Source organism: Flavobacterium hiemivividum (assembly GCF_004349145.1).
Taxonomy (GTDB): domain Bacteria; phylum Bacteroidota; class Bacteroidia; order Flavobacteriales; family Flavobacteriaceae; genus Flavobacterium; species Flavobacterium hiemivividum.
Genome location: NZ_SMFO01000007.1, coordinates 42,814 through 63,299, shown reverse-complemented (window position 1 = coordinate 63,299; position 20,486 = coordinate 42,814). Strand labels below are relative to the sequence as shown.

The 20,486-nt window shown below is 34.3% G+C and carries 16 protein-coding genes and 1 other RNA gene; 5 read left to right on the top strand and 12 right to left on the bottom strand.

Features of this window, described 5'->3' with window-relative positions; all coding sequences use genetic code 11:
* Positions 1 to 100 precede the first annotated feature (100 nt).
* The 3 genes from fsa to ffs form a co-directional block, all read right to left on the bottom strand.
* Positions 101 to 757 (bottom strand): fructose-6-phosphate aldolase, encoded by a 657-nt coding sequence (gene fsa / locus E0F98_RS10530; protein ID WP_132111209.1) that lies wholly within the window; start codon positions 755 to 757, stop codon positions 101 to 103.
* 160 nt (positions 758 to 917) lie between these two features.
* The gene (locus tag E0F98_RS10525; RefSeq protein WP_132111207.1) at positions 918 to 1,721 is read right to left on the bottom strand and encodes an SDR family oxidoreductase; all 804 of its coding nucleotides are present in this window, start codon (positions 1,719 to 1,721) and stop codon (positions 918 to 920) included.
* A gap of 124 nt (positions 1,722 to 1,845) precedes the next feature.
* Positions 1,846 to 1,943: signal recognition particle sRNA small type (gene ffs, locus E0F98_RS10520), an RNA gene on the bottom strand.
* Positions 1,944 to 2,030: 87 nt separating this feature from the next.
* On the opposite strand from ffs, the gene E0F98_RS10515 reads away from it, so the two are divergent.
* Positions 2,031 to 3,104, top strand: coding sequence for a glutaminyl-peptide cyclotransferase (locus E0F98_RS10515; protein ID WP_132111205.1), 1,074 nt, complete (start codon positions 2,031 to 2,033; stop codon positions 3,102 to 3,104).
* A 13-nt stretch (positions 3,105 to 3,117) separates the two neighbouring features.
* A complete protein-coding gene (gene hutI, locus E0F98_RS10510; RefSeq protein ID WP_132111203.1) occupies positions 3,118 to 4,356 on the top strand; it encodes an imidazolonepropionase in 1,239 nt (412 codons plus the stop codon).
* 51 nt (positions 4,357 to 4,407) lie between these two features.
* Here hutI and E0F98_RS10505 read toward each other — a convergent pair whose 3' ends face one another.
* Positions 4,408 to 5,292 (bottom strand): hypothetical protein, encoded by an 885-nt coding sequence (locus E0F98_RS10505; RefSeq protein ID WP_132111201.1) that lies wholly within the window; start codon positions 5,290 to 5,292, stop codon positions 4,408 to 4,410.
* Positions 5,293 to 5,390: 98 nt separating this feature from the next.
* On the opposite strand from E0F98_RS10505, the gene E0F98_RS10500 reads away from it, so the two are divergent.
* Both E0F98_RS10500 and E0F98_RS10495 read left to right on the top strand, forming a co-directional pair.
* On the top strand, positions 5,391 to 6,428 hold the full coding sequence (locus tag E0F98_RS10500) for a formimidoylglutamase (RefSeq protein WP_132111199.1): 1,038 nt from the start codon (positions 5,391 to 5,393) through the stop codon (positions 6,426 to 6,428).
* 132 nt (positions 6,429 to 6,560) lie between these two features.
* The gene (locus tag E0F98_RS10495) at positions 6,561 to 7,820 is read left to right on the top strand and encodes a DEAD/DEAH box helicase (protein WP_132111197.1); all 1,260 of its coding nucleotides are present in this window, start codon (positions 6,561 to 6,563) and stop codon (positions 7,818 to 7,820) included.
* Between the two features lie 87 nt (positions 7,821 to 7,907).
* Here E0F98_RS10495 and E0F98_RS10490 read toward each other — a convergent pair whose 3' ends face one another.
* From E0F98_RS10490 to aroC, 4 genes are all read right to left on the bottom strand, one after another.
* Positions 7,908 to 10,121 carry a response regulator gene (locus tag E0F98_RS10490; protein ID WP_132111195.1) on the bottom strand — a complete coding sequence of 738 codons (2,214 nt, stop codon included), beginning with the start codon at positions 10,119 to 10,121 and terminating at the stop codon, positions 7,908 to 7,910.
* A 260-nt stretch (positions 10,122 to 10,381) separates the two neighbouring features.
* On the bottom strand, positions 10,382 to 11,662 hold the full coding sequence (locus tag E0F98_RS10485; protein ID WP_132111193.1) for a dicarboxylate/amino acid:cation symporter: 1,281 nt from the start codon (positions 11,660 to 11,662) through the stop codon (positions 10,382 to 10,384).
* Between the two features lie 80 nt (positions 11,663 to 11,742).
* Entirely contained in the window at positions 11,743 to 13,023 is a 1,281-nt protein-coding gene (locus tag E0F98_RS10480; RefSeq protein ID WP_132111191.1) for a dicarboxylate/amino acid:cation symporter, read from the bottom strand.
* A gap of 81 nt (positions 13,024 to 13,104) precedes the next feature.
* Positions 13,105 to 14,175 (bottom strand): chorismate synthase, encoded by a 1,071-nt coding sequence (aroC, locus tag E0F98_RS10475; RefSeq protein ID WP_132111189.1) that lies wholly within the window; start codon positions 14,173 to 14,175, stop codon positions 13,105 to 13,107.
* A 485-nt stretch (positions 14,176 to 14,660) separates the two neighbouring features.
* Here aroC and E0F98_RS10470 point away from each other — a divergent pair, with 485 nt between their 5' ends.
* On the top strand, positions 14,661 to 15,170 hold the full coding sequence (locus tag E0F98_RS10470) for a hypothetical protein (protein WP_132111187.1): 510 nt from the start codon (positions 14,661 to 14,663) through the stop codon (positions 15,168 to 15,170).
* Positions 15,171 to 15,219: 49 nt separating this feature from the next.
* On the opposite strand, the gene E0F98_RS10465 is transcribed toward E0F98_RS10470, so the two are convergent.
* The 4 genes from E0F98_RS10465 to E0F98_RS10450 all read right to left on the bottom strand — a co-directional run bounded on the left by E0F98_RS10465 (position 15,220) and on the right by E0F98_RS10450 (position 20,448).
* Positions 15,220 to 15,648 (bottom strand): protease complex subunit PrcB family protein, encoded by a 429-nt coding sequence (locus tag E0F98_RS10465; protein ID WP_132111185.1) that lies wholly within the window; start codon positions 15,646 to 15,648, stop codon positions 15,220 to 15,222.
* A 27-nt stretch (positions 15,649 to 15,675) separates the two neighbouring features.
* Positions 15,676 to 16,845: an N-acetyl-alpha-D-glucosaminyl L-malate synthase BshA gene (bshA, locus tag E0F98_RS10460; RefSeq protein ID WP_132111183.1), complete on the bottom strand. Its 1,170-nt coding sequence runs from the start codon at positions 16,843 to 16,845 to the stop codon at positions 15,676 to 15,678.
* Positions 16,846 to 16,945: 100 nt separating this feature from the next.
* Positions 16,946 to 19,948 carry a glycoside hydrolase family 3 N-terminal domain-containing protein gene (locus E0F98_RS10455; RefSeq protein WP_132111181.1) on the bottom strand — a complete coding sequence of 1,001 codons (3,003 nt, stop codon included), beginning with the start codon at positions 19,946 to 19,948 and terminating at the stop codon, positions 16,946 to 16,948.
* A 17-nt stretch (positions 19,949 to 19,965) separates the two neighbouring features.
* Complete coding sequence (locus E0F98_RS10450; protein WP_132111179.1) at positions 19,966 to 20,448, bottom strand: ABC transporter ATPase; 483 nt, start codon at positions 20,446 to 20,448, stop codon at positions 19,966 to 19,968.
* Positions 20,449 to 20,486: the final 38 nt, after the last annotated feature.

Below are 20,486 nucleotides of genomic sequence, written 5' to 3'. Positions count from 1 at the left end.
TTAAATAGTAATCATAAAAAAGTCCTATTTACAGTTGCAAATAGGACTTTTTATATTGAGCGACATTCTGTGGCTGATTACTGAATATTGCTATTTTCTTTTACTTGTTTCCTTTTTCGAAATCAGCAACAAATTGCGCTAAACCGATATCCGTTAATGGGTGTTTCAACAATCCGTAAATTGCAGAAAGTGGTCCTGTCATAACATCAGCGCCAATTTTAGCACAGTTTACAATATGCATTGTGTGACGTACTGAAGCAGCTAGAATTTCTGTTTCGTAACCATAGTTATCATAAATCAATCTAATTTCTTCGATCAATGCTAATCCATCAGTTGAAACATCATCTAAACGACCGATAAATGGAGAAACATAAGTAGCACCCGCCTTAGCAGCTAGTAAAGCTTGACCTGCAGAGAATACTAAAGTTACATTCGTTTTAACACCTTTATCAGAAAAGTATTTAGCCGCCATAACACCTTCTTTGGTCATTGGCAATTTTACAACAATTTGCTCATGTAAATCAGCTAATTCTTCACCTTCTTTAATCATTCCGTCATAATCAACCGCATTTACTTCCGCACTTACATCACCGTCAACAAGATTACAAATGTCAACATAATGCTTCAAAATGCTGTTTTTTCCAGTAATTCCCTCTTTAGCCATCAAGGATGGATTTGTAGTAACTCCGTCTAAAACACCTAATGCTTGCGCTTCCTTAATTTGAGCTAAATTAGCCGTGTCAATAAAAAACTTCATAATATATGTTTATTTAATTGTGTGTTTGTGTTTTGGGCGTGCCCCTTCAGATCGCTTCGTCGTTCCTCCTAGCAACTTCGGGTCGAGCTTTTCGCTACAATCTTTTCCTAAAAAGAAAAAAGATTTTCACTTCAATCTCTCACGCAAATTCGCTGCAAAATTACAATTTATAATGGTTCATTAGCATTTTTTCGTAAACTTTATCAGGAAGTATTCGTTTTAATACAATAGAAAACTTCTGCATAAAAGCTCCTACTTTATAATGTACTTTTGGCTCTTTAGTCTGGATGATTTTATAAACCGCTTCTGCCATCTCGTTTGGATTACTACCACCATCGACATGCTCATCCATGGTACGCAAAGATTCTCCGTAAGAAGCCTCATAAGCAGACCCAGTAATAACTGGTGCATGATAACGTCCCGAAGCAATATTAGTAGCAAAGTCTCCTGGAGCAACATTAGTAATATGAATCCCGAACGACTTCACTTCCATACGCAATGCTTCCGTCACAAGCTCTAAAGCTCCTTTTGAAGCAGAGTAAATGGAACGATAAGGCAAACCCATATATCCGGCAATAGAAGTAACATTGATAATTAAGCCTGATTTTTGTGCACGCATTTGTGGTAACGCAGCCTTCATTACTTCTATAGGACCGAAGAAATTAGTATCAAAATTATTTTTAATTTCTTCGGAAGGGATTTCTTCCAAAGGTCCAGTAATCCCAACACCTGCATTATTAATCACAATATCTAATTTTCCAGACTTCGCAATAATATTTGCCACAGCAGCTCGAATCGATTCTGAATTTCGTACATCTAAAGCCACTAATGGAAAAACCGAATTTAAAACACGTTGTGGGTTTCTACTCGTTCCATAAACAACAAAACCTTTATGATGTAAAAACTCTCCAATTGACTTCCCTATTCCTGAGGAACCTCCTGTAATCAAAACTACTTTACTCATGGTGCTTTTATTGGTTGGGCCAAAAATAAAAAAATCCTCCCGAAGGAAGACTACTTTTGTATAAATTCTATAAAAGATTTTTGAGAATCTGAAATATCCCGATACTTCGGGACAGATTAAAAAAAAATGGCAAGCGACCTACATCGCACCGCTCAACCACGTACCCTTGCTATGTTCCCATCCTGGGGGAGTCTGCAGGAGCTGGTCGTGTAGGACTTGCCGGTGCAAATATACAATCTTTTTATATTTTTGCAAGCGCTTTGCTCCCTTAAAATAACATTGTATATTGGTGTATTCAAAAAATTAATCATGAAAAATTATAACTTCCTATCAGTCATTTTATTAGCAATGACACTTTCTAATTGTGGAGATCCAAAAAAAGGAGAAAATACTATATTTAATTTCGATACTTCAAAATTTGCAGCTAAATACACCCCAGAAGACGCTCTAAATTTAGAAATTCTGAACTCAGAATCGAAAACTGTGGACAGCACTATCTATTATGTAAACGATATTAAGGTGCAAACTACAAAAGGACTTGAAAAATTAAATTTCGAATTAAAAGACCAAAAACTAGGCTATCAAAACCTAAAAGCGTTGGTATATTATGAAGGTCAAAATTCAGAAGCGACCGCGAGAATAGAGCTAGTGTCAAGCGTACAGCCAAAATTATTGAAATATAAAATTGTAAATACCTACCCGCACGATATTGAGGCTTACACCCAAGGTTTAGAGTTTTATCGCGACACTCTTTACGAAGGAACTGGAAACGGAAGCGGTCCTACTGGAAAAAAAGGTATTTCAAGCCTAAGAAAAACAGATTATAAAACTGGAAAGACTTTTAAAAAAGTTGAATTAGCAGACCAATATTTTGGCGAGGGAATTACGATACTAAACAACAAAGTTTATCAACTGACTTGGCAAAATAACGAAGGCTATATCTACAATTCAGATACTTTCGAAAAAGAAAAAACATTCCCGTATTTCAAAAACATTGAAGGTTGGGGACTTACAAATGACGGATCCTATTTGTACCAATCAGATGGGACAGAGAAAATTTGGAAAATAGATCCAAAAACCATGAAAGAAGTCGACTATATTAATGTCTATTCTTACGAATCGAAAATAAAATCCGTAAATGAGCTGGAATGGATTGATGGAAAAATCTACGGAAACATCTATCAAAAAGATGCAATCGCTATTATAAATCCAAAAAATGGTGCTGTTGAAGGAATTATTAATCTTGTCGAATTGAAAAGTAAAATCACACAATTACCGGATACCGATGTTTTAAACGGAATCGCATACAACCCAAAAACGAAAACCATTTTTGTAACTGGAAAAAATTGGGACAAACTGTTTGAAATCGCCATTTCTGAGTAACAAAAAAACAAAAATGACAACATTAATTATAAACATTAAAGAATTAGTCCAAATACGTGAAGCTGGAATAACCAAAGTTTCGGGTGCAGCAATGGCCGTTCTTCCTACCGTTAAAAATGCGTATTTAATTCTAGAAGACAATTTAATCGCTGATTTTGGCTCTATGGATAATTTACCAAAAACAAACGCAGATCAAACGATCGATGCAACAGGAAAAATGATTTTGCCTGCCTGGTGTGACAGTCATACTCACATTGTTTATGCTGGCAATCGCGAACAGGAATTTGTGGATCGAATCAATGGACTTAGCTATGAAGAAATAGCCAATCGCGGTGGCGGAATACTTAATTCGGCTAAAAAGCTAAACGATGCAACTGAAGAAGAAATTTACATGCAGTCGAAAGAACGATTAGAAGAAGTCATGCGTCTAGGAACTGGAGCTGTCGAAATTAAGTCGGGTTATGGATTAACAATAGAAGGCGAATTAAAAATGCTCCGGGTAATTAAACAACTGGCTAAAAACTATCCACTAGCAATAAAAGCAACATTTTTAGGTGCTCATGCTATTCCTGCAGCCTACAAAGACGATCGGAAAGGCTATATCGATATTCTAATAAACAAGATGCTTCCAGAAATATCCAAAGACAATCTTGCTGAATATGTAGATGTTTTTTGTGAAACTGGTTACTTTACAGTTGAAGAAACCGAACAAATTATGAATGCTGGAATACAATTTGGCCTAAAGCCAAAAATTCACGTTAACCAGTTTAATTCAATTGGCGGAGTTCAAGCAGGCATAAAGTACAATGCGCTTTCTGTGGATCATCTTGAAGTAATGACAACTTCAGACATCGAAGCTTTAAAAAATACCGATACAATGCCAGTTGCCTTACCCTCTTGTTCTTACTTTTTGAGTATTCCTTATACTCCAGCACGCGAAATGATTGCAGCTGGACTTCCGCTTGCTCTCGCTACAGATTATAACCCGGGTTCTACTCCATCAGGAAACATGAATTTTGTTGTGGCAACAGCCTGCATCAAAATGAAAATGACTCCTGAGGAAGCTATAAATGCCGCCACCATCAATGGCGCTTATGCAATGGGGCTTTCGGACACTCATGGAAGCATAACCGCGGGCAAAAAGGCTAATCTAATTATTACAAAACCGATTCATTCCTATTATCAATTGCCTTATGCCTTTGGTAGTAATTTAATAGATACCGTAATTATTGAAGGAAAAGTTATTGCATAAAAAAAGAGGAGCTATTAGGCTCCTCTTTTTTTTTAAAAATAAAGTTTTATCTTATTTCAAAGTAAAACTAGTTTTTGAAACGTTTTCGTTATTATCAAAAACATTTACATAATAAACACCTTTTGGAAAATCTTTACCTGGTAAGTTTTCTGTAACCTGAACTGTTTTATTTTCGTAATTTACATTAGTTATAAAACTATACGTCAAAGTTTGATCACCAAAATTGACTGTTTTTTTATCTCCTAAAACATTGTTTTTACTATCGATAACTTGAACATAATATGCTTTTTCTCCCGATTTTGCAATTTGATTTGCAGCAATTGTAAAGCTAATTTTAAGCATATCTGCTCTGCTGGCTTTATCAGTAACTATTTGTTTTCCTGAACTTCTTACTTTAAAAGCTGTACCACTTGTGTTCAAAATAGTTAGTTTTGCAGCTTTTTCAACCGTTTTTGATAATTCTTCATTTTGTCCTACTAAAGTTTCATTGTATTTTTGAGACTCTCCAAGAACTACCACAGTGCTATCGCGTTGTGAAGTCACTATTTTATTTTCCTTTTTCAAACCTTCATTTTCAGCCATTAAAGCTTTCATGTTATTTTGAAGCGCAAAAAATTGTTTTTTGTATTTAGCCATTGACGACACATCTCCTTTAGATTTGCTCAAATCTGCCATTAAACTTACCACTTTGTCTCTTTCTTGAATCAACTCATCAGACATTGAAGTATTCTCCGAAATTGCTGCGTCATAGGTAGCTTTTAACTCTTGTAAATCCGTCATAACTGATTCTTTTTCAGTCATTGTACTTTTCAACTCTGTTTGCACCGTTTTCACATCAGAAGTCACCTTAAAAATATAAATTAAGCTACCTACTAATAAAACTGCTAATACAGCAATAACCGCCTTCAGACTTGAACTACTTTTTTGATTTTCCATTTTTAAAATTTTTATTTTATCAAATTTAACAATATATATTCAATGCATAACGTAAGTTAACACAATTATATTATTTTTGGAAAAATATTTTTCTTTTTATGGAAAAGCTTCTGCCTTTTACAACGAACGACCTAGCCAAAATCACCAACCATAGAAGTGGTGAAATCAAATTTGGAGAAAAAATGATTACGGTCCCTAAAGGAGTTGATCCTATTACATTTTTACAAACCGCTGAAGCAAAATATGTTCTGGTAGGAATTCCAGAAGACATAGGTATAAGAGCTAATTTTGGCAGACCAGGTGCAGCATCAGCATGGGACACGGCTATTAAAAACATAGCTAATATCCAGCACAATCGTTTTTGTAAAGGGAGCCAAATTATAGTTCTAGGCCAAATTAATGTTTGTGAAGAAATGAAAGAAGTCGAACATCTAGACTTCCACGATATCGATGATCGCTCAAAACTAAGTCAATTAGTAGAAAAAATTGACAAAGACGTTTCTCATATTATTTTTAATATTATCAAGGCCGGCAAAACACCGATAATAATTGGCGGAGGCCACAATAATTCCTATGGTAATATTAAAGGTACCGCTTTAGCAAAAGGAAAACCAGTAAACGCCATTAATTTTGACGCTCATTCTGACTTTAGAATTCTAGAAGGACGACATAGCGGCAACGGTTTTTCATATGCTTATGAAGAAGGTTTTCTTAAAAAATATTTTATTTTTGGATTGCATGAAAATTATACTTCCAAAAGTGTTTTAGATCTAATCAAAAAAACAGAGGATCGAGTGCGTTACAATACCTACGATACTCTGGCTATAAGAAAGGAAAAAGAGTTTAACCAAGAAATGATTACTGCCCTTGAATTTATAAAAACGGATTGTTTTGGAATCGAAATTGACTTAGATGCTATTCCAAACATCGCCAGTAGCGCTATGACTTTGAGTGGCTTCTCAGTAGAAGAACTTAGACAATTCATTTCTTTTTTCGCTGGCAATAAAAATGCTGCTTACATACATATATGTGAAGGTGCACCTGACTTAGCCGAAGATAAAAACAATCATTTGATAGGCAAACTAATTGGATATTTGGTGACTGATTTTATAAAAGCGAAAAATACGGCAACATAATCCACCTCTTACACTCTTTTATTCCATCTACAAAACCGTTAGAGCATTAGGGCTATATAAGCATCAAAAATAATAATACTATCTTTGCAAAACTATCCTTGCACTTAATACGGGATATTTAATTTCAAAAATATGTTATTCGAAGATTTATCACTTTCAAAAAGTATACAAAGAGCCGTATATGAACAAGGCTATACAAACCCTACTCCCATTCAAGAACAATCCATTCCGCTAGTATTAGCAGGAAAGGATGTAATAGGTTGTGCACAAACTGGAACCGGAAAAACGGCAGCTTTTGCTATACCAATTATACATCAATTACACCGTATTGTAGGCTCTTCAAAAAAAGCAAAACAAATTCGTGCATTAGTAGTTACACCAACACGTGAACTAGCAGTTCAAATTGGTCAAAGTTTTGACACGTATGCAAAGTATACGAATTTAACACAACTGACTATTTTTGGTGGTGTTTCTCAAAATCCTCAAGTTGATGCTTTAAGAAGTGGTGTTGATATTTTAATTGCAACTCCAGGAAGATTACTTGATTTACACAAACAAGGTTTTATTGACTTAGATCATTTGCATGTATTAATTCTAGATGAGGCTGATCAAATGCTTGATATGGGATTTGTAAACGATGTAAAAAAGATTGTAAAACTGACTCCTAAAAACAGACAAACTTTGTTTTTCTCTGCCACCATGCCAATGGCTATCCGCGAACTGGCAGAAATGTTTTTAACAAACCCAGAAACAGTAACAGTATCTCCCGTTTCCTCTACTGCAGAAAATGTAGAGCAACACGTATATTTTGTTGAAAAAACAGAAAAACGAAACTTGTTATACCATTTAATTAAGAATCAAGATTTATCTGATGTGTTAGTGTTTTCAAGAACGAAACATGGCGCAGATAATGTAGTAAAAGCATTGCATAAAAACGGAATTGCCGCTGAAGCCATTCATGGTGACAAATCTCAAAATGCAAGACAACGCGTCTTAGATGCTTTTAAGAATAAAGAAGTTGGTGTTCTCGTAGCTACTGATATTGCAGCACGTGGAATCGATATTGACCAACTGCCTTATGTTATAAACTTTGATTTACCAAATATCCCTGAAACCTACGTTCACCGAATAGGAAGAACGGGCCGTGCAGGAAATGGTGGAGTGGCTATTTCATTTTGTAGTAAAGATGAACATGGTTACTGGAAAGACATCCAAAAATTAATTAAAGTGGATGTGAAAATAATAAGCGATCATCCTTATCAATGGCATTCAGGAAATCCTGAAACAGCTCCTGGAGGCTCCACAAAACCAAAAAATTCGAATAGAAGTGGTGGTGCACATAAATCCAGAAAATCAGATGCTTCAAAACAAAATAAAAAACGCTGGTATTAACTAAATTAGTTTTTACTGAGTAGCTAAAAAAAACACCTTTTTCCATCATTGAAAAAAAGGTGTTTTTTTGTGCGCAACTGTTAGTATTTAAACTACTGCCACTTCATTACTTTTATACAAAAGCTGATTTATCGTTTTAAATAAAATAACAGGCTCAAATGGCTTGATTATAATATCATTCATTCCAGAGGCAAGTGCCTCTTCTGTTATTTCCTCTTTGTCAAAGGCTGTTAATGCAATTACAGGAGTTTTTATACCGTTTTGACGCAATCTTTTAGTAGTTTCAAAACCATTCATCAATGGCATATTGATGTCCATTAATATCACATCAAATTTTTCCATTTCTACAATTGCAAGCGCAGCCATACCTGATTCAACTACAGTACATTTATAATTATTATTTAAAATAATCTTTTTTGTTATTAGCTGATTAATTTTGTTATCGTCTACCACTAAAACATTAAATATTTCACTTGCAGTCAAATCAACTTGAATCTTATTTATGAGCTCAACAGTTCTTATAGGATCGTGATCAAATGCTATTGTAAAAGTAAAGGTGGTTCCTTCTTCTATTTTACTTTTTAAAGAAATCGTACTGCCAAACAATTCTAATAAACGCTTCACGATAGATAAACCTAATCCGGTCCCTTGATAGTCGATTTCTTTTCTTCCAATTTGTACAAATTTATCGAATATTTTACCTTGATCTTCTTCTGCAATTCCTATTCCATTATCCTGAATATTAAATTCAATATAATGTGCTTTATTTTCGATTTTAACTAAATCTGCTTTAATATTTACTTCTCCATTGTTTGTAAACTTCAATGCATTGTTTATCAAATTTATTATAATTTGCGAAAAACGTAGTTTGTCACCAATTAAATATTCGGGAATCGCAGGATCTATAAATACATTAATCTGGTTATTGTGGTTTTTAGCAATGAACAACAATGAATTCTTTATAAGATTAATTTCATCTGCAAGATTGAAAGTTAGGCTTTCGAGTATAATTCTATTTTCTTCTATTTTATTGATTTGAAGTACATCATTAACAAGGGACAGTAAGTAGCGCGCCGAGAATTTGAGAGCACTTAAATGTGGACTGTCGGCTAATTCTTTGTGCTCATCGAGTATCATATTAGTTATCCCTACAACACCATACAAAGGAGTTCGCAATTCATGACTAATCGTTGATACAAACTGAGATTTTAAATACGAGGCTTCCTCCGCTTTCTCTTTTGCCGCTAACAATTCATTATTTGCAATTGTAAGCTCTTCATTCTTTTCCTTCTTGAATTTATAATTTTTATAAACACTATAAAGCAATAGTAGCACTACCGTTAACGCAATTACAAATAAGGCTACAATAATTCTTGACTTTTGCAAACTTATAGCTTGTAAGTTTTTCTCGCTTTCTATTGCATCGACCTTTCTTTTATATTCATCTAATTCGATATTAACACCTACTACATTTGCCCTATTAAATTTGTCAGCGTCTTCTAGTTCTTTTTTGACCGAATTATACAAAACTAAATTTTCATAAGCTTTTTTAAAATCTCCTTTTTTCTTTAATAATTTAGCATACTCCTCGTATACATACGGTAAATCCGATTTATCACCAGCTTCCTTTCCAGATTTAATTGCTTTTAAAAAGAACGATTCCGCCTTATCAAATTCTAATTTATGAGTAAAAAACATCCCATTTAGCATACTTACGGCTAGAAATGTCCCGTTACCATGATATTCATTTTGATGCTTATTAATAAAATCCAAATAAGGCTTTCCTTCATTAAATTTATCCTTATGAAAATAAGCCCAGGTAATATTCACTTTTGTAATATATACCCCGCTGGTATCTGAAATTTTATAACTGTAATTTAAGGATCTTTTATAATAGCTTAATCCTTTGTCCATATTGTTTAATCCGAAACAATACGTATTCCCTAAATTATTATTTAACGAATTCTTGATTGTATCATTATCTGTTTTATCAGCATGGAAAAGTCCTTTCTTGTAGTAAAAAATTGCTTTATCAACTTCTGCTAGTTCTTCATAATTTGCTGCAATTGTATTATATGATTTAGCTATAAGGTAATCATCATTTCGATCTATAGCATACTGCAATGCTACTCTTGCTGTCGATAAGGATTTATCGTATTTAGATTGCCTCAAGTTTTTAGCAGCCTCGGCCGTTAATTGTAAAATTGCCTTTCTAGAAGGTGCAGGAGTTTTAGCTACAGGAACATAGCTAAAGACATTTAACGAAAAAAAACAAAATAAAAATATTCGTATATGGAGCATAAATTGTTTTTGAGTATCAAATATACATTTATATAATTGAGCATCAACATTTACATCAAATAAATAGTAAGAAATTACACGAAATAATAAAAATCAATATTGTAAAGCAAATCTAACAACCAAGTTTAAAATGAACATCAAAACTTAACTAAAAACAAAAAGCCGTTCAGCACAATTACACTCAAGATATACCATCTTAAATAAATGTCCCGAACGGCTTATTTTATAACAATTACAAAAGAATCTACATGAGAATCTCTCTAAAAATCTTTAGGATGATGCAACTTTCCTACTGATTTTGCCACTATAGTAGCAACTGTAGAATCACTCGTTATATTCACAACAGTTCTACACATATCTAAAGGTCTATCAATGGCAAAAATTAGAGCTAATCCCGCTTCGGGAATTCCAGCTTGCCCTAAAACAATAACTAGCATTACCATTCCGGCGCTGGGAACTGCGGCAGAACCAATAGAGGCTAAGGTTGCCGTCACCACAATCATCAACTGAGTATTTAAATCTAAGGGATTCGGAAGCATTGCTTGAGCAATAAAAATGGCAGCGACAGCCTGATAAAGGCTGGTCCCATCCATATTTACCGTAGCACCTAGAGGAAGTACAAAACTCGAAACTTCTTCGTCTACACCTACATGTTCAGTCACACATTCCATCGTTACTGGCAAAGTTGCTGCACTTGAACTCGTCGAAAATGCTAACAATTGAGCTGGCGCAATCGCCTTGAAAAATTTTATTGGATTTACTTTTGCAAAAACCATTAACAAAGTAGGGTAAAAGATAAAAGTCATGATTAATAGACCTAACACAACGGTCAATCCATAAATACCCAAAGCTCGTAAGGTACTAAAATCAGGGATCTCGACCATTAAAGAAGCCATCAATGCAAAAACACCATATGGTGAAAAAAGCATTATAATGTCGATTATTTTCATAATTACATCATTCAACCCTTTAAAAAAGTCAACAACAGGCTTGGCTTTACTCTCCTCGATTAAGATCAGTCCAATTCCGAGCAGAATTACAAAAAGGATAACCTGTAGCATACTTCCATTATCACTCAAAGCTTGGAAAAAATTATCTGGTACGATATCAACAAGTGGTTGAAGTGGACCGCTTTGTTTGGCGCTTTCTGCCATCTCGATTTTTTGAGAAGCATCTACAGCAAAATTCTTTAGTAAACTTTCTCTGGATTCTTGATTAATATACCTTCCCGGCTTGATCAAATTAGCTAATCCTAAACCAATACTAACAGCAACTACCGTTGAGCCTAAGTAAAACAGAACTGTCCTACCACCTAGTTTTGAGAGCTTTGCAATGTCCTTTAGATCCGCTAATCCTACTATCAATGAAACCACAATTAATGGAACCGCGATCATCTTAAGAAGATTTATAAAAATAGTTCCAAAAGGTTTAATCCAATCGACAACAATCCCTTTCTGTTCCAGATTCTTCATCAATAATCCAAAAAGCAATCCTAATATCATTCCAATTAGGATTTTCCAATGCATCGCAAGTTTTTTCATGTTTTTAAGTTTTTTTTAGCGGTCAAGCCAAATATCCATAAATAAAAAACTCCTCAAATGCGAGGAATTTTTAGTGTGTTTTATTCTATAGAAACTTCATTTATTTGAGTATTTTCTTCCCATTTCCCTACCACCGAAGTAGCAATCGCATTTCCTAAAACATTAGTAGCACTTCTAAACATATCGCAAAAGTGATCAATTGGTAATATTAAAGCAATTCCTTCAATTGGTATATCAAACATGCCACAAGTAGCGGCAACTACAACTAAACTTGCTCTTGGCACACCTGCAATACCCTTACTAGTAAGCATCAGTACCAGCAACATTGTCATTTGCGTTCCTATATCTAAATCGATACCATAGGCTTGTGCAATAAAAATACTAGCAAAAGTCATGTACATCATACTCCCATCAAGATTAAACGAATATCCTAAAGGAAGCATAAAAGAAACAATTTTATCTTTTACTCCAAAGCGTTCTAACTCCTCTGTTAATTTTGGGAAAACTGCTTCGCTACTTGTTGTCCCAAAAGCAATAACCAGTGGACTTACAATTCTTTTAAGGAGCACAGTCATTCTACTTTTCAAAAAGAGATAACCCACTAGAATTAAAACTACCCACAAGGATGAAATTCCAATTAAAAAAGAACCAAAGAATTTGAAATACGTAATTGCTAGTTCCTGGAAATCTCTAACTGCAAAAACACCTGCAATTGCTCCGAATACTCCTATTGGTGCAAAATTCATCACATAATTTACCATTTTCAAAATGATATGCGACATTTTATCTAATGCAGTGATTACGGGCTTAACATGATCCCCAATTGATGCGGCAGCCAATCCAAAGAAAATAGAAAAAACGACTATCTGTAAAATTTCATTAGTTGCCATTGCCTCAAAAACACTTTTCGGAACAATATGTTCAATAAAATTTTCGAATGAAATACTTTGTGTTTTGGCGGCAACTTCTGACGCTGAACTCATATCCACATCAGATAAATTCAAACCTACTCCTGGTTTTAAAGCGTTTACAAAGAACATTCCTAATAATAGTGATATAAATGACGCTGTAAAAAACCAACCAAGTGCTTTACCACCAATTCTTCCTACAGCAGACACATTTCCTAATTTTGCAATCCCTACTACTAATGTGGTAAAAACTAAAGGAGAAATAATCATTTGTACTAATCTGATAAAAACTGTCGCTAGAATCTTTACTTTAGTACTAAAAGCTGTAGCAGCTTCTGGAGAAATTGTGTTATGTATTATAATTCCTAACACAGCTCCTAATAGCATTGCTATTAATATTTGACCTGTAAGCCCTTTAAAAAAAGACTTTTTCTCCACTGGTGTAGCGTTCATTGGCTTTAAATTGGTTTAGATTTTATTTTGTGAGTATTATAATACCGATTTTAACGCTATAATTAAACTGCGCTTAAAATCTTAGATGTTTTTATTATAAGTTTTATTGATCAAATAAAAGTCGGCCAAAACAATTGCTGCCATTGCTTCAACAATGGGTACTGCACGTGGAACTACACAAGGATCATGACGTCCCTTTCCCGTCATTTCAGTAATAGTTCCTTGATTGTCTAATGATTCTTGTTTTTGCATTATGGTAGCTACCGGCTTAAAAGCAACACTGAAATAAATATCCATACCATTACTAATACCGCCTTGAATACCGCCAGAAAGATTTGTTCTAGTAGTTCCGTCAGTATTGTATAAATCGTTGTGCTCGCTACCTTTCATTTTCGCACCACAAAATCCGCTTCCATATTCAAACCCTTTAACGGCATTGATAGAAAGCATCGCTTTACCAAGTTCAGCATGCAGTTTGTCAAAAACAGGTTCACCTAAACCAACTGGAACGTTTTGAATTACGCAAGTAACAGTTCCGCCTACAGTATCTCCTTGTTTGCGAATTTCACGTATGTACTCTTCCATAATTACTGCCGATTCTTCATCAGGACAGCGAACTGGATTGTTTTCAGTTTTTGAAAAGTCTAAATCTTGATACGGTTTTTCTAAAAAAATAGGCCCTACAGAGGAAACGTAGGCATTAATTTTAATATCTGGCATCATTTGCTTAGCAATTGCGCCTGCTACTACTCTACTTGCTGTTTCGCGTGCAGAACTACGTCCGCCACCACGGTAATCACGCACTCCATATTTTTTTTCATAAACATAATCGGCATGACTAGGTCTATAATTGTCTTTTATATGAGAGTAATCGTCTGATTTTTGATTTGTATTTGGTATAATAAATCCGATAGGAGTACCTGTTGTTTTTCCTTCAAAAATACCGGATAAAAACTGGACGTCATCTGGTTCTTTTCGTTGTGTAACTATGGCAGATTGACCTGGTTTTCTTCTAGACATTTCAAGTTGAATAGCCTCTAAATCTAATGCTATTCCTGACGGACAACCGTCAATTATTCCGCCTAATGCTTCTCCATGCGATTCTCCAAAAGTGGTTATTCTAAATAGGGTTCCGTAGCTATTTCCTGCCATTATAAAAAGTTTGGAACAAATGTAATATTTTAGTTGAAAGATTAAAAGTTTAAAGTTTAAAGTTTTCCTTCACAATGATAATATTAATCACTTTAATTGAATTATATCGTTAATTTACTAACCTTACTCTTATGTTAGGACCTCTTTAATTCCATAATGTACTAAAATTCAAATTAGAATCATATAAAAGAACAAATCCGAAAGCTATTACCCCTATTAGAAAGCTAATTTTTTTGAGCTTTAAAAAATCTACTACAAATGAAATAAAAAAGCACAATTGTAGCGTTTTACGCCTAATTTACACTGGACGCTGAAATATTTAACATTTTTTTAATAATCCATAAAAACAGAGCCAATCTCCTGACAACCAGTAAAAACGCCACTATCCAACGTAAATAAAGTGTGAATTTTGAAACATTTAACAATTATAGTATAAATTTAACGTTCCCATTTCGTTGTATCTTTGCAACAACAAATATCTACTTATGAAAAAAATTATTTTATCTGCTTTTATGCTAGTTGGATTAGCATTTAGCGCACAGGCACAAGACATCTCTAAAAATGCATTAGGTCTACGTTTAGGAGACAGCGGAGGTTTCGGAACTGAAATCAGTTATCAAAGAGCTTTAGGTAGCAACAATAGACTTGAACTAGATTTAGGTTGGAGAAATAGAAAAGATTATAATAATGACAACTACGATGACAATGCAATCAAACTTGCTGCTTTGTACCAATGGGTATGGAATATTGATGGTGGTTTCAACTGGTATGCAGGTGTAGGTGGAGGAGTAGGAACATTTGGTAGAGATTACTATGACAATCGTAACTACAATAACGAAGCTTTTGTTTTTGCTGCAGGTGATATCGGAATCGAATATAATTTTGATATTCCATTGTTGATCTCATTAGATTTCAGACCTGAGTTTGGTGGAAGTGGATACTACAACAACAATTACGGTTCTGATATCGCTTTGGGAGTTAAATTCCAATTCTAATCTTAGAATACATTATATTAAAAATGCCGCTAGAAATAGCGGCATTTTTTTATTTTATAATAATATCTTTTTTAGAATTGATTTTGACAACGCAAAATGGGTAAGTTATAACTTGTGTAACCATTGCACCAGGCTCTGGACTACTCTCTTTTACATTGATTATTATGTTTTTGTCCGTTTCTACTACACTTTCCACTCCTACCGCATAACCTCCAGAATTCTTTTCACCCATATTCAGAATCACAAAATTTGATTTTTGAACATCCACAGCTGAAATTTTGTTTTTTAACAATTCATCGTTTTGCAACATTTTTATCTCGTTTGGCTCCGTTAAAATCTCATAGAAATGAATATTCCCTCCACCATCAGATTCTTGTATTAAGACTTCATACAAAGGTCTTTTTCCAGCGTCGACTATAGCTTTAGATCCGCAAGAGACTACTAGAAAAATAACTAACAAATAGGGGATTTTTTTCATTGGATTGTTTTAAATAACTTCAAAAATCTATTCCGTTTTTGATTGATTCAAAAACTTATTTTTTTTCAAATATTTCTTAATCGCCTTTTCATATATTTCTACATACAATGGCAAAATATTTTTAATATCAAACTTCTTCGCAACTGTTAATGCGTTTTCTTTAAATTTTAAAAGAACTGCATCGTCCTTCAATATTTTTAATGCATTTTCAGCCATTTCATCGGTTTTCCCAACATCAGTTAAATAACCTGAGATTCCTTCGAAATTTACTTCAGAGAGCCCGCCAGAATTACTAGAGATGACTGGAACTCCCCATGCCATTGCTTCTAATGCCGCTAAACCAAAACTTTCCGTTTCAGATGGTAATAAAAACAGATCCGTATAACTTAAAATCTTATCAATTTCATTACTGTTTCCAAAAAAGATTACTTTGTCTAAAATTCCTAATTCTTGACACAGCTGTTCTGCTTTTTCTTTTTCAGGACCATCACCTACCATCATCAATTTGGCGGGGATTTGCTGTTGAATTTTATAAAATATTTTAATGACATCAGGAATTCGTTTTACTTTTCTAAAATTACTGATGTGGGTAATTATTCTTTCGTCTTTTTTTGCCATTACAGACCGGTGACAAGGAATATTTGGATCTTGGATATTCTTATCTAATTCGATAAAATTAGGGATGACATGAATGTCCTTTTTTATGCTGAATAACTTATAAGTATCTTCTTTTAAACTCTGTGAAACTGAGGTCACCACATCCGATTTATTAATACTGAAACTTACTGCTGGCTTGTAAAAAGGATGATTCCCTACCAAAGTTATATCAGTTCCATGAAGTGTAGTTACCATAGGAATTTCAATTCCTTCGTCTTTCAACATTTGCTTAGCCATATATCCCGCATAAGCATGAGGAATTGCATAATGCACATGTAGCACTTCAATTTTATAAAGTTTCACCATATCGACTAGCTTACTAGACAAGGCTAATTCATAAGGTTGGTAGTGAAATAATGGATACTCAGGAACGTTTACCTCATGGTAATGCACATTGGGATTTAATAATGCTAAACGTACGGGTTGACTGTATGTAATGAAATGAACCTCATGTCCATGACGAGCTAATTCAAGTCCTAGCTCTGTAGCTACAACTCCACTTCCACCAAAGGTAGGATAACAAACTATTGCAATTTTCATGTATTTATTTTAATCTACCGAAATTAAGAAAAATAGGAACGCTATTTTTATAAAAGGGAAAAAGAAATCTATTATTCGTTTTCTGTTTTCAATTACTGCCTTACTTTTCGATTGCGTTATATATTATTTCTTGAATATCTTCCCGAATATTTTCTCTTGATAATTTATTTGTGCCGTCTGCAGGGAAGGTTCTATTGGATAAAAAGACATAGACGATTTCTGTTTCTGGATCGGCCCAAGCCATTGTTCCTGTAAATCCTGTGTGTCCAAAACTAGTCATCGAAGCACAACCACAAGTGGGACCTTTATCTCCTAATTGAGGTTTATCAAAACCTACTCCTCTTCTATTTCCTTCCTCACAAAAATAACAGGTATTGAAATCATTGAAAGTTTTTTCAGAGAAATACTGCTTATTCCCATAATTCCCTTTTTGCAGATACAGTTGCATTATTTTGGCAACATCCAAACTATTCGAAAAAATACCGGCATGTCCTCCTACTCCGCCCTCCATAGCTGCTCCCATATCGTGAACATATCCTTGTATCGTTTGCTGACGGAAATAGGTATCGATTTCTGTTGGAGCAATTCGATCTTTAGCCACCCTTTGCAACGGATTGTACATTGTATTATTGGCGCCAAGCGGCTTAAAAAAGTTCTCCGTACTTAACTCGTCTAATTTCTTTCCAGTAGTTTTTTCTAGATACTCTTTTAGAATGATAAAAGTGAAGTCACTGTATTTGTATTTTTTTTGTGCAAGCAAACTACTCTGAGCAATCAACTTGATAATAGTGTCATGGTAGTCATTTCTTAAAAAAAGACTGTCGGCCACTTTTGTCGAAAACTGGGCATCCGCAGTTTTTTTATAATATTTTTCTAAAGGACTTCCGTTTTTATCTACGGTAGCTTTATAAAAAGGCATCCACGGTTGCAGTCTCGCATAATGTGATAGCAATTCCTTAAATGATATGTTTCCCTTATTCGAATTTTTAAATATCGGAAGCATCGCTCCTAATGTCGTTTCCATATTTACTTTTTGCTGGTCGTACTGCAACATTACGTTTGGTAAAGTAGATACGATTTTTGTCAAGGAAGCGACATCATATAAATCATTGTTACTGACTTTAGAACCTTTTTCATAGGTTAGGCTACCAAAAGACTTCTGATAAATAACTTTTCCTTTTCGAGCCACTAAGATCTGCATCCCGGGCGTCATCTTTCCATTAATCGCCTTTTGTGCCACAGATTCAATTTTCGATAAAATTAAAGGATTCATTCCCACATTCTCCGCAGCTGTAAATCCTAATACATTTAATTTCTCTGTGGGAAGTCCCGCGTTTGTATTGAAATCTGTGGTAAGCGTTACGGGTAATTTCCCTTTGGCCGCAATAGCCCCAAAAATCAGTTCTGCAGTCACTTCCTGAGCAATAGTACTATTTTGATAAGAAACTATTAATCCTTCGATGCCACTAAAATCTTTAACTGTTAATAACGAATATGGATTAGCAAAAGCAGCCACTATAACTTTGTTATTTTTAGCTAAAAAATCAAGTTTCGCTAATTCACTATTGCTAAACTTGTAATTTTTAAAAGGTGTATTAGAGGTGTGGTAACCCACAATAACCTTAGTGAATTTATTTAATTTCAGCTGTAAACTGTCTAAATTACTATCTGAAACTTCAGTAACTTCTGTATATTTTTTTAAGGTCGAGATAAAACTGCTATTTGTGGCATCACCAATTTTTACATAGGCAATTTTTTCATTTTGCAATTCTTTTATTGGCAATATAGTCTCTTCATTTTTTAAAACGGTCAATGCGCTTTCATACAATTCATACTGCAATGCATCGTTTTTAGTTTCATTAAGATCTGAAACTAAATTATCAATCACAATAGGTTTGAACTTATTAAGACCCGCAATGTATTTGTATTTTAAAATCTTCTTGACAGAGTATGCTAATCGTTTTTCACTAACCAAAGAGTCTTGGTAGGCTTTTGTTAAGGTTTGAATAGCCAGAGGAACATTCTCCGGAAACAATAAAATATCATTTCCGGCTAAAAAGGCCTCTAAGTCAATTTCGCCAGGTTTTAAATAATTACTGGCCGCTTTCATATTCAAAGCATCAGTAAAAATTAAGCCTTTAAAACCTAACTCTTTTTTTAAAACGCTAGTCACCACATTGTAGGAAATAGAAGAAGGGTAATTAGACCTAGATTCTAAACTAGGAACATTTAGATGAGCTACCATTACAGAGGAAAGGCCTTCTTTGAACATTTGCTTATAAGGGTAAAACTCCATTACATCTAGTCGTTCTTTCGAAAAAGTAATAGTAGGCAATCCTTTATGAGAATCCACTTCGGTATCTCCATGTCCCGGGAAATGCTTTCCAGTAGCAAAAATTCCTTGGTGTTGCATTCCTTTCAGCAATGCAATCGCTCTCGTTGCGACATTATATTTGTCTTCACCAAAAGAACGAAAACCAATTATGGGATTATTCGGGTTCGTATTTATGTCTAATACGGGACCAAAATTAAACTGTATTCCGAGACGTTTGCTTTGGCGGCCAATTTGCACACCCATTTTTTCTATTAACTTCATATCCTGAACCGCTCCAAGAGTCATGTTATAAGGGTACGCATAAGTTGAATCTAGTCGCATACTCAGGCCCCATTCGGCATCATTCCCTATAAATAAAGGCGTTTTTGCTCTTGCTTGAAACCTGTTAATTAGCTTTGCTTGTCTAACTGGACCACCTTGAAAGAAAATCAATCCACCCACCTTTGACTCTACAACTAATTTCTCAATAGCGTTTTCATGTGCTTTATCCTTATTCGAATAAGCAGCAACCATAAACAACTGCCCTAAACGTTCATCAAAAGTCATATTTGAATAAATACTATCCACCCATTTCTTCCGCTCTGTAAATAGAGCTATAGGTTCTTGAATGGTATCTGTATCCAATGAATTGTCTACTAAATATTCATCTACAACAGTAGGGATCTGTGTTAATTTAACTTTTGGCTCATTCTTTTTCGTAGTACTACAGCTGGCTACAAAAAAAAATAAGACATATAGAATATAAATTCTGATGTCTGTATTTTTCATTATGCTATTAAATAATTTTAGAAAAAACGGCTGTGCCAGCTATCAATCGCCGGAACTTCCCATGATTCATTATACTCCTGAATGTTATTGATTAAATTATTAAAAACCACTGTGTTTTCAGTAACTGCCTTGTCTTTTACCATTTTTTTAAAATCTATTAATGGTTTATGGGCAATATGTTCACCTAGTTTAAAAGTCACATTCATTTTGTCTAATAAATCGACATTGTATTTCTTTTCCAAAGATTGAATAAATTCAACAGAGGAGTCTATAGAGCAACCTGTCGCTGCCTGAACTTCTTGATCTACCGCTATAATAATAAACCGATTGTATTTTAGTTCAAAAGAAGAAACTAAGCTTGTTCCATGGGCAGCCCAGTTTTCTAAAAAAGCTTCCAAATCAGTAGCAATTTCAGCGAACTCAGCATCCGAAAATTTTCTATTGGATTGATAGATCCAAATTTTGGATTCTTCTGGTAAATTTTCAAATGGTACGTACATTTTTTTTATTTTTTTTATTTCGAAATTTAGATTCTAAA

Bases quoted from the DNA above. Each gene is read 5' to 3' on its own strand.
- fsa (WP_132111209.1), bottom strand. From the start codon at position 757: ATGAAGTTTTTTATTGACACGGCTAATTTAGCTCAAATTAAGGAAGCG.
- E0F98_RS10525 (WP_132111207.1), bottom strand. From the start codon at position 1,721: ATGAGTAAAGTAGTTTTGATTACAGGAGGTTCCTCAGGAATAGGGAAG.
- E0F98_RS10515 (WP_132111205.1), top strand. From the start codon at position 2,031: ATGAAAAATTATAACTTCCTATCAGTCATTTTATTAGCAATGACACTT.
- hutI (WP_132111203.1), top strand. From the start codon at position 3,118: ATGACAACATTAATTATAAACATTAAAGAATTAGTCCAAATACGTGAA.
- E0F98_RS10505 (WP_132111201.1), bottom strand. From the start codon at position 5,292: ATGGAAAATCAAAAAAGTAGTTCAAGTCTGAAGGCGGTTATTGCTGTA.
- E0F98_RS10500 (WP_132111199.1), top strand. From the start codon at position 5,391: ATGGAAAAGCTTCTGCCTTTTACAACGAACGACCTAGCCAAAATCACC.
- E0F98_RS10495 (WP_132111197.1), top strand. From the start codon at position 6,561: ATGTTATTCGAAGATTTATCACTTTCAAAAAGTATACAAAGAGCCGTA.
- E0F98_RS10490 (WP_132111195.1), bottom strand. From the start codon at position 10,121: ATGCTCCATATACGAATATTTTTATTTTGTTTTTTTTCGTTAAATGTC.
- E0F98_RS10485 (WP_132111193.1), bottom strand. From the start codon at position 11,662: ATGAAAAAACTTGCGATGCATTGGAAAATCCTAATTGGAATGATATTA.
- E0F98_RS10480 (WP_132111191.1), bottom strand. From the start codon at position 13,023: ATGAACGCTACACCAGTGGAGAAAAAGTCTTTTTTTAAAGGGCTTACA.
- aroC (WP_132111189.1), bottom strand. From the start codon at position 14,175: ATGGCAGGAAATAGCTACGGAACCCTATTTAGAATAACCACTTTTGGA.
- E0F98_RS10470 (WP_132111187.1), top strand. From the start codon at position 14,661: ATGAAAAAAATTATTTTATCTGCTTTTATGCTAGTTGGATTAGCATTT.
- E0F98_RS10465 (WP_132111185.1), bottom strand. From the start codon at position 15,648: ATGAAAAAAATCCCCTATTTGTTAGTTATTTTTCTAGTAGTCTCTTGC.
- bshA (WP_132111183.1), bottom strand. From the start codon at position 16,845: ATGAAAATTGCAATAGTTTGTTATCCTACCTTTGGTGGAAGTGGAGTT.
- E0F98_RS10455 (WP_132111181.1), bottom strand. From the start codon at position 19,948: ATGAAAAATACAGACATCAGAATTTATATTCTATATGTCTTATTTTTT.
- E0F98_RS10450 (WP_132111179.1), bottom strand. From the start codon at position 20,448: ATGTACGTACCATTTGAAAATTTACCAGAAGAATCCAAAATTTGGATC.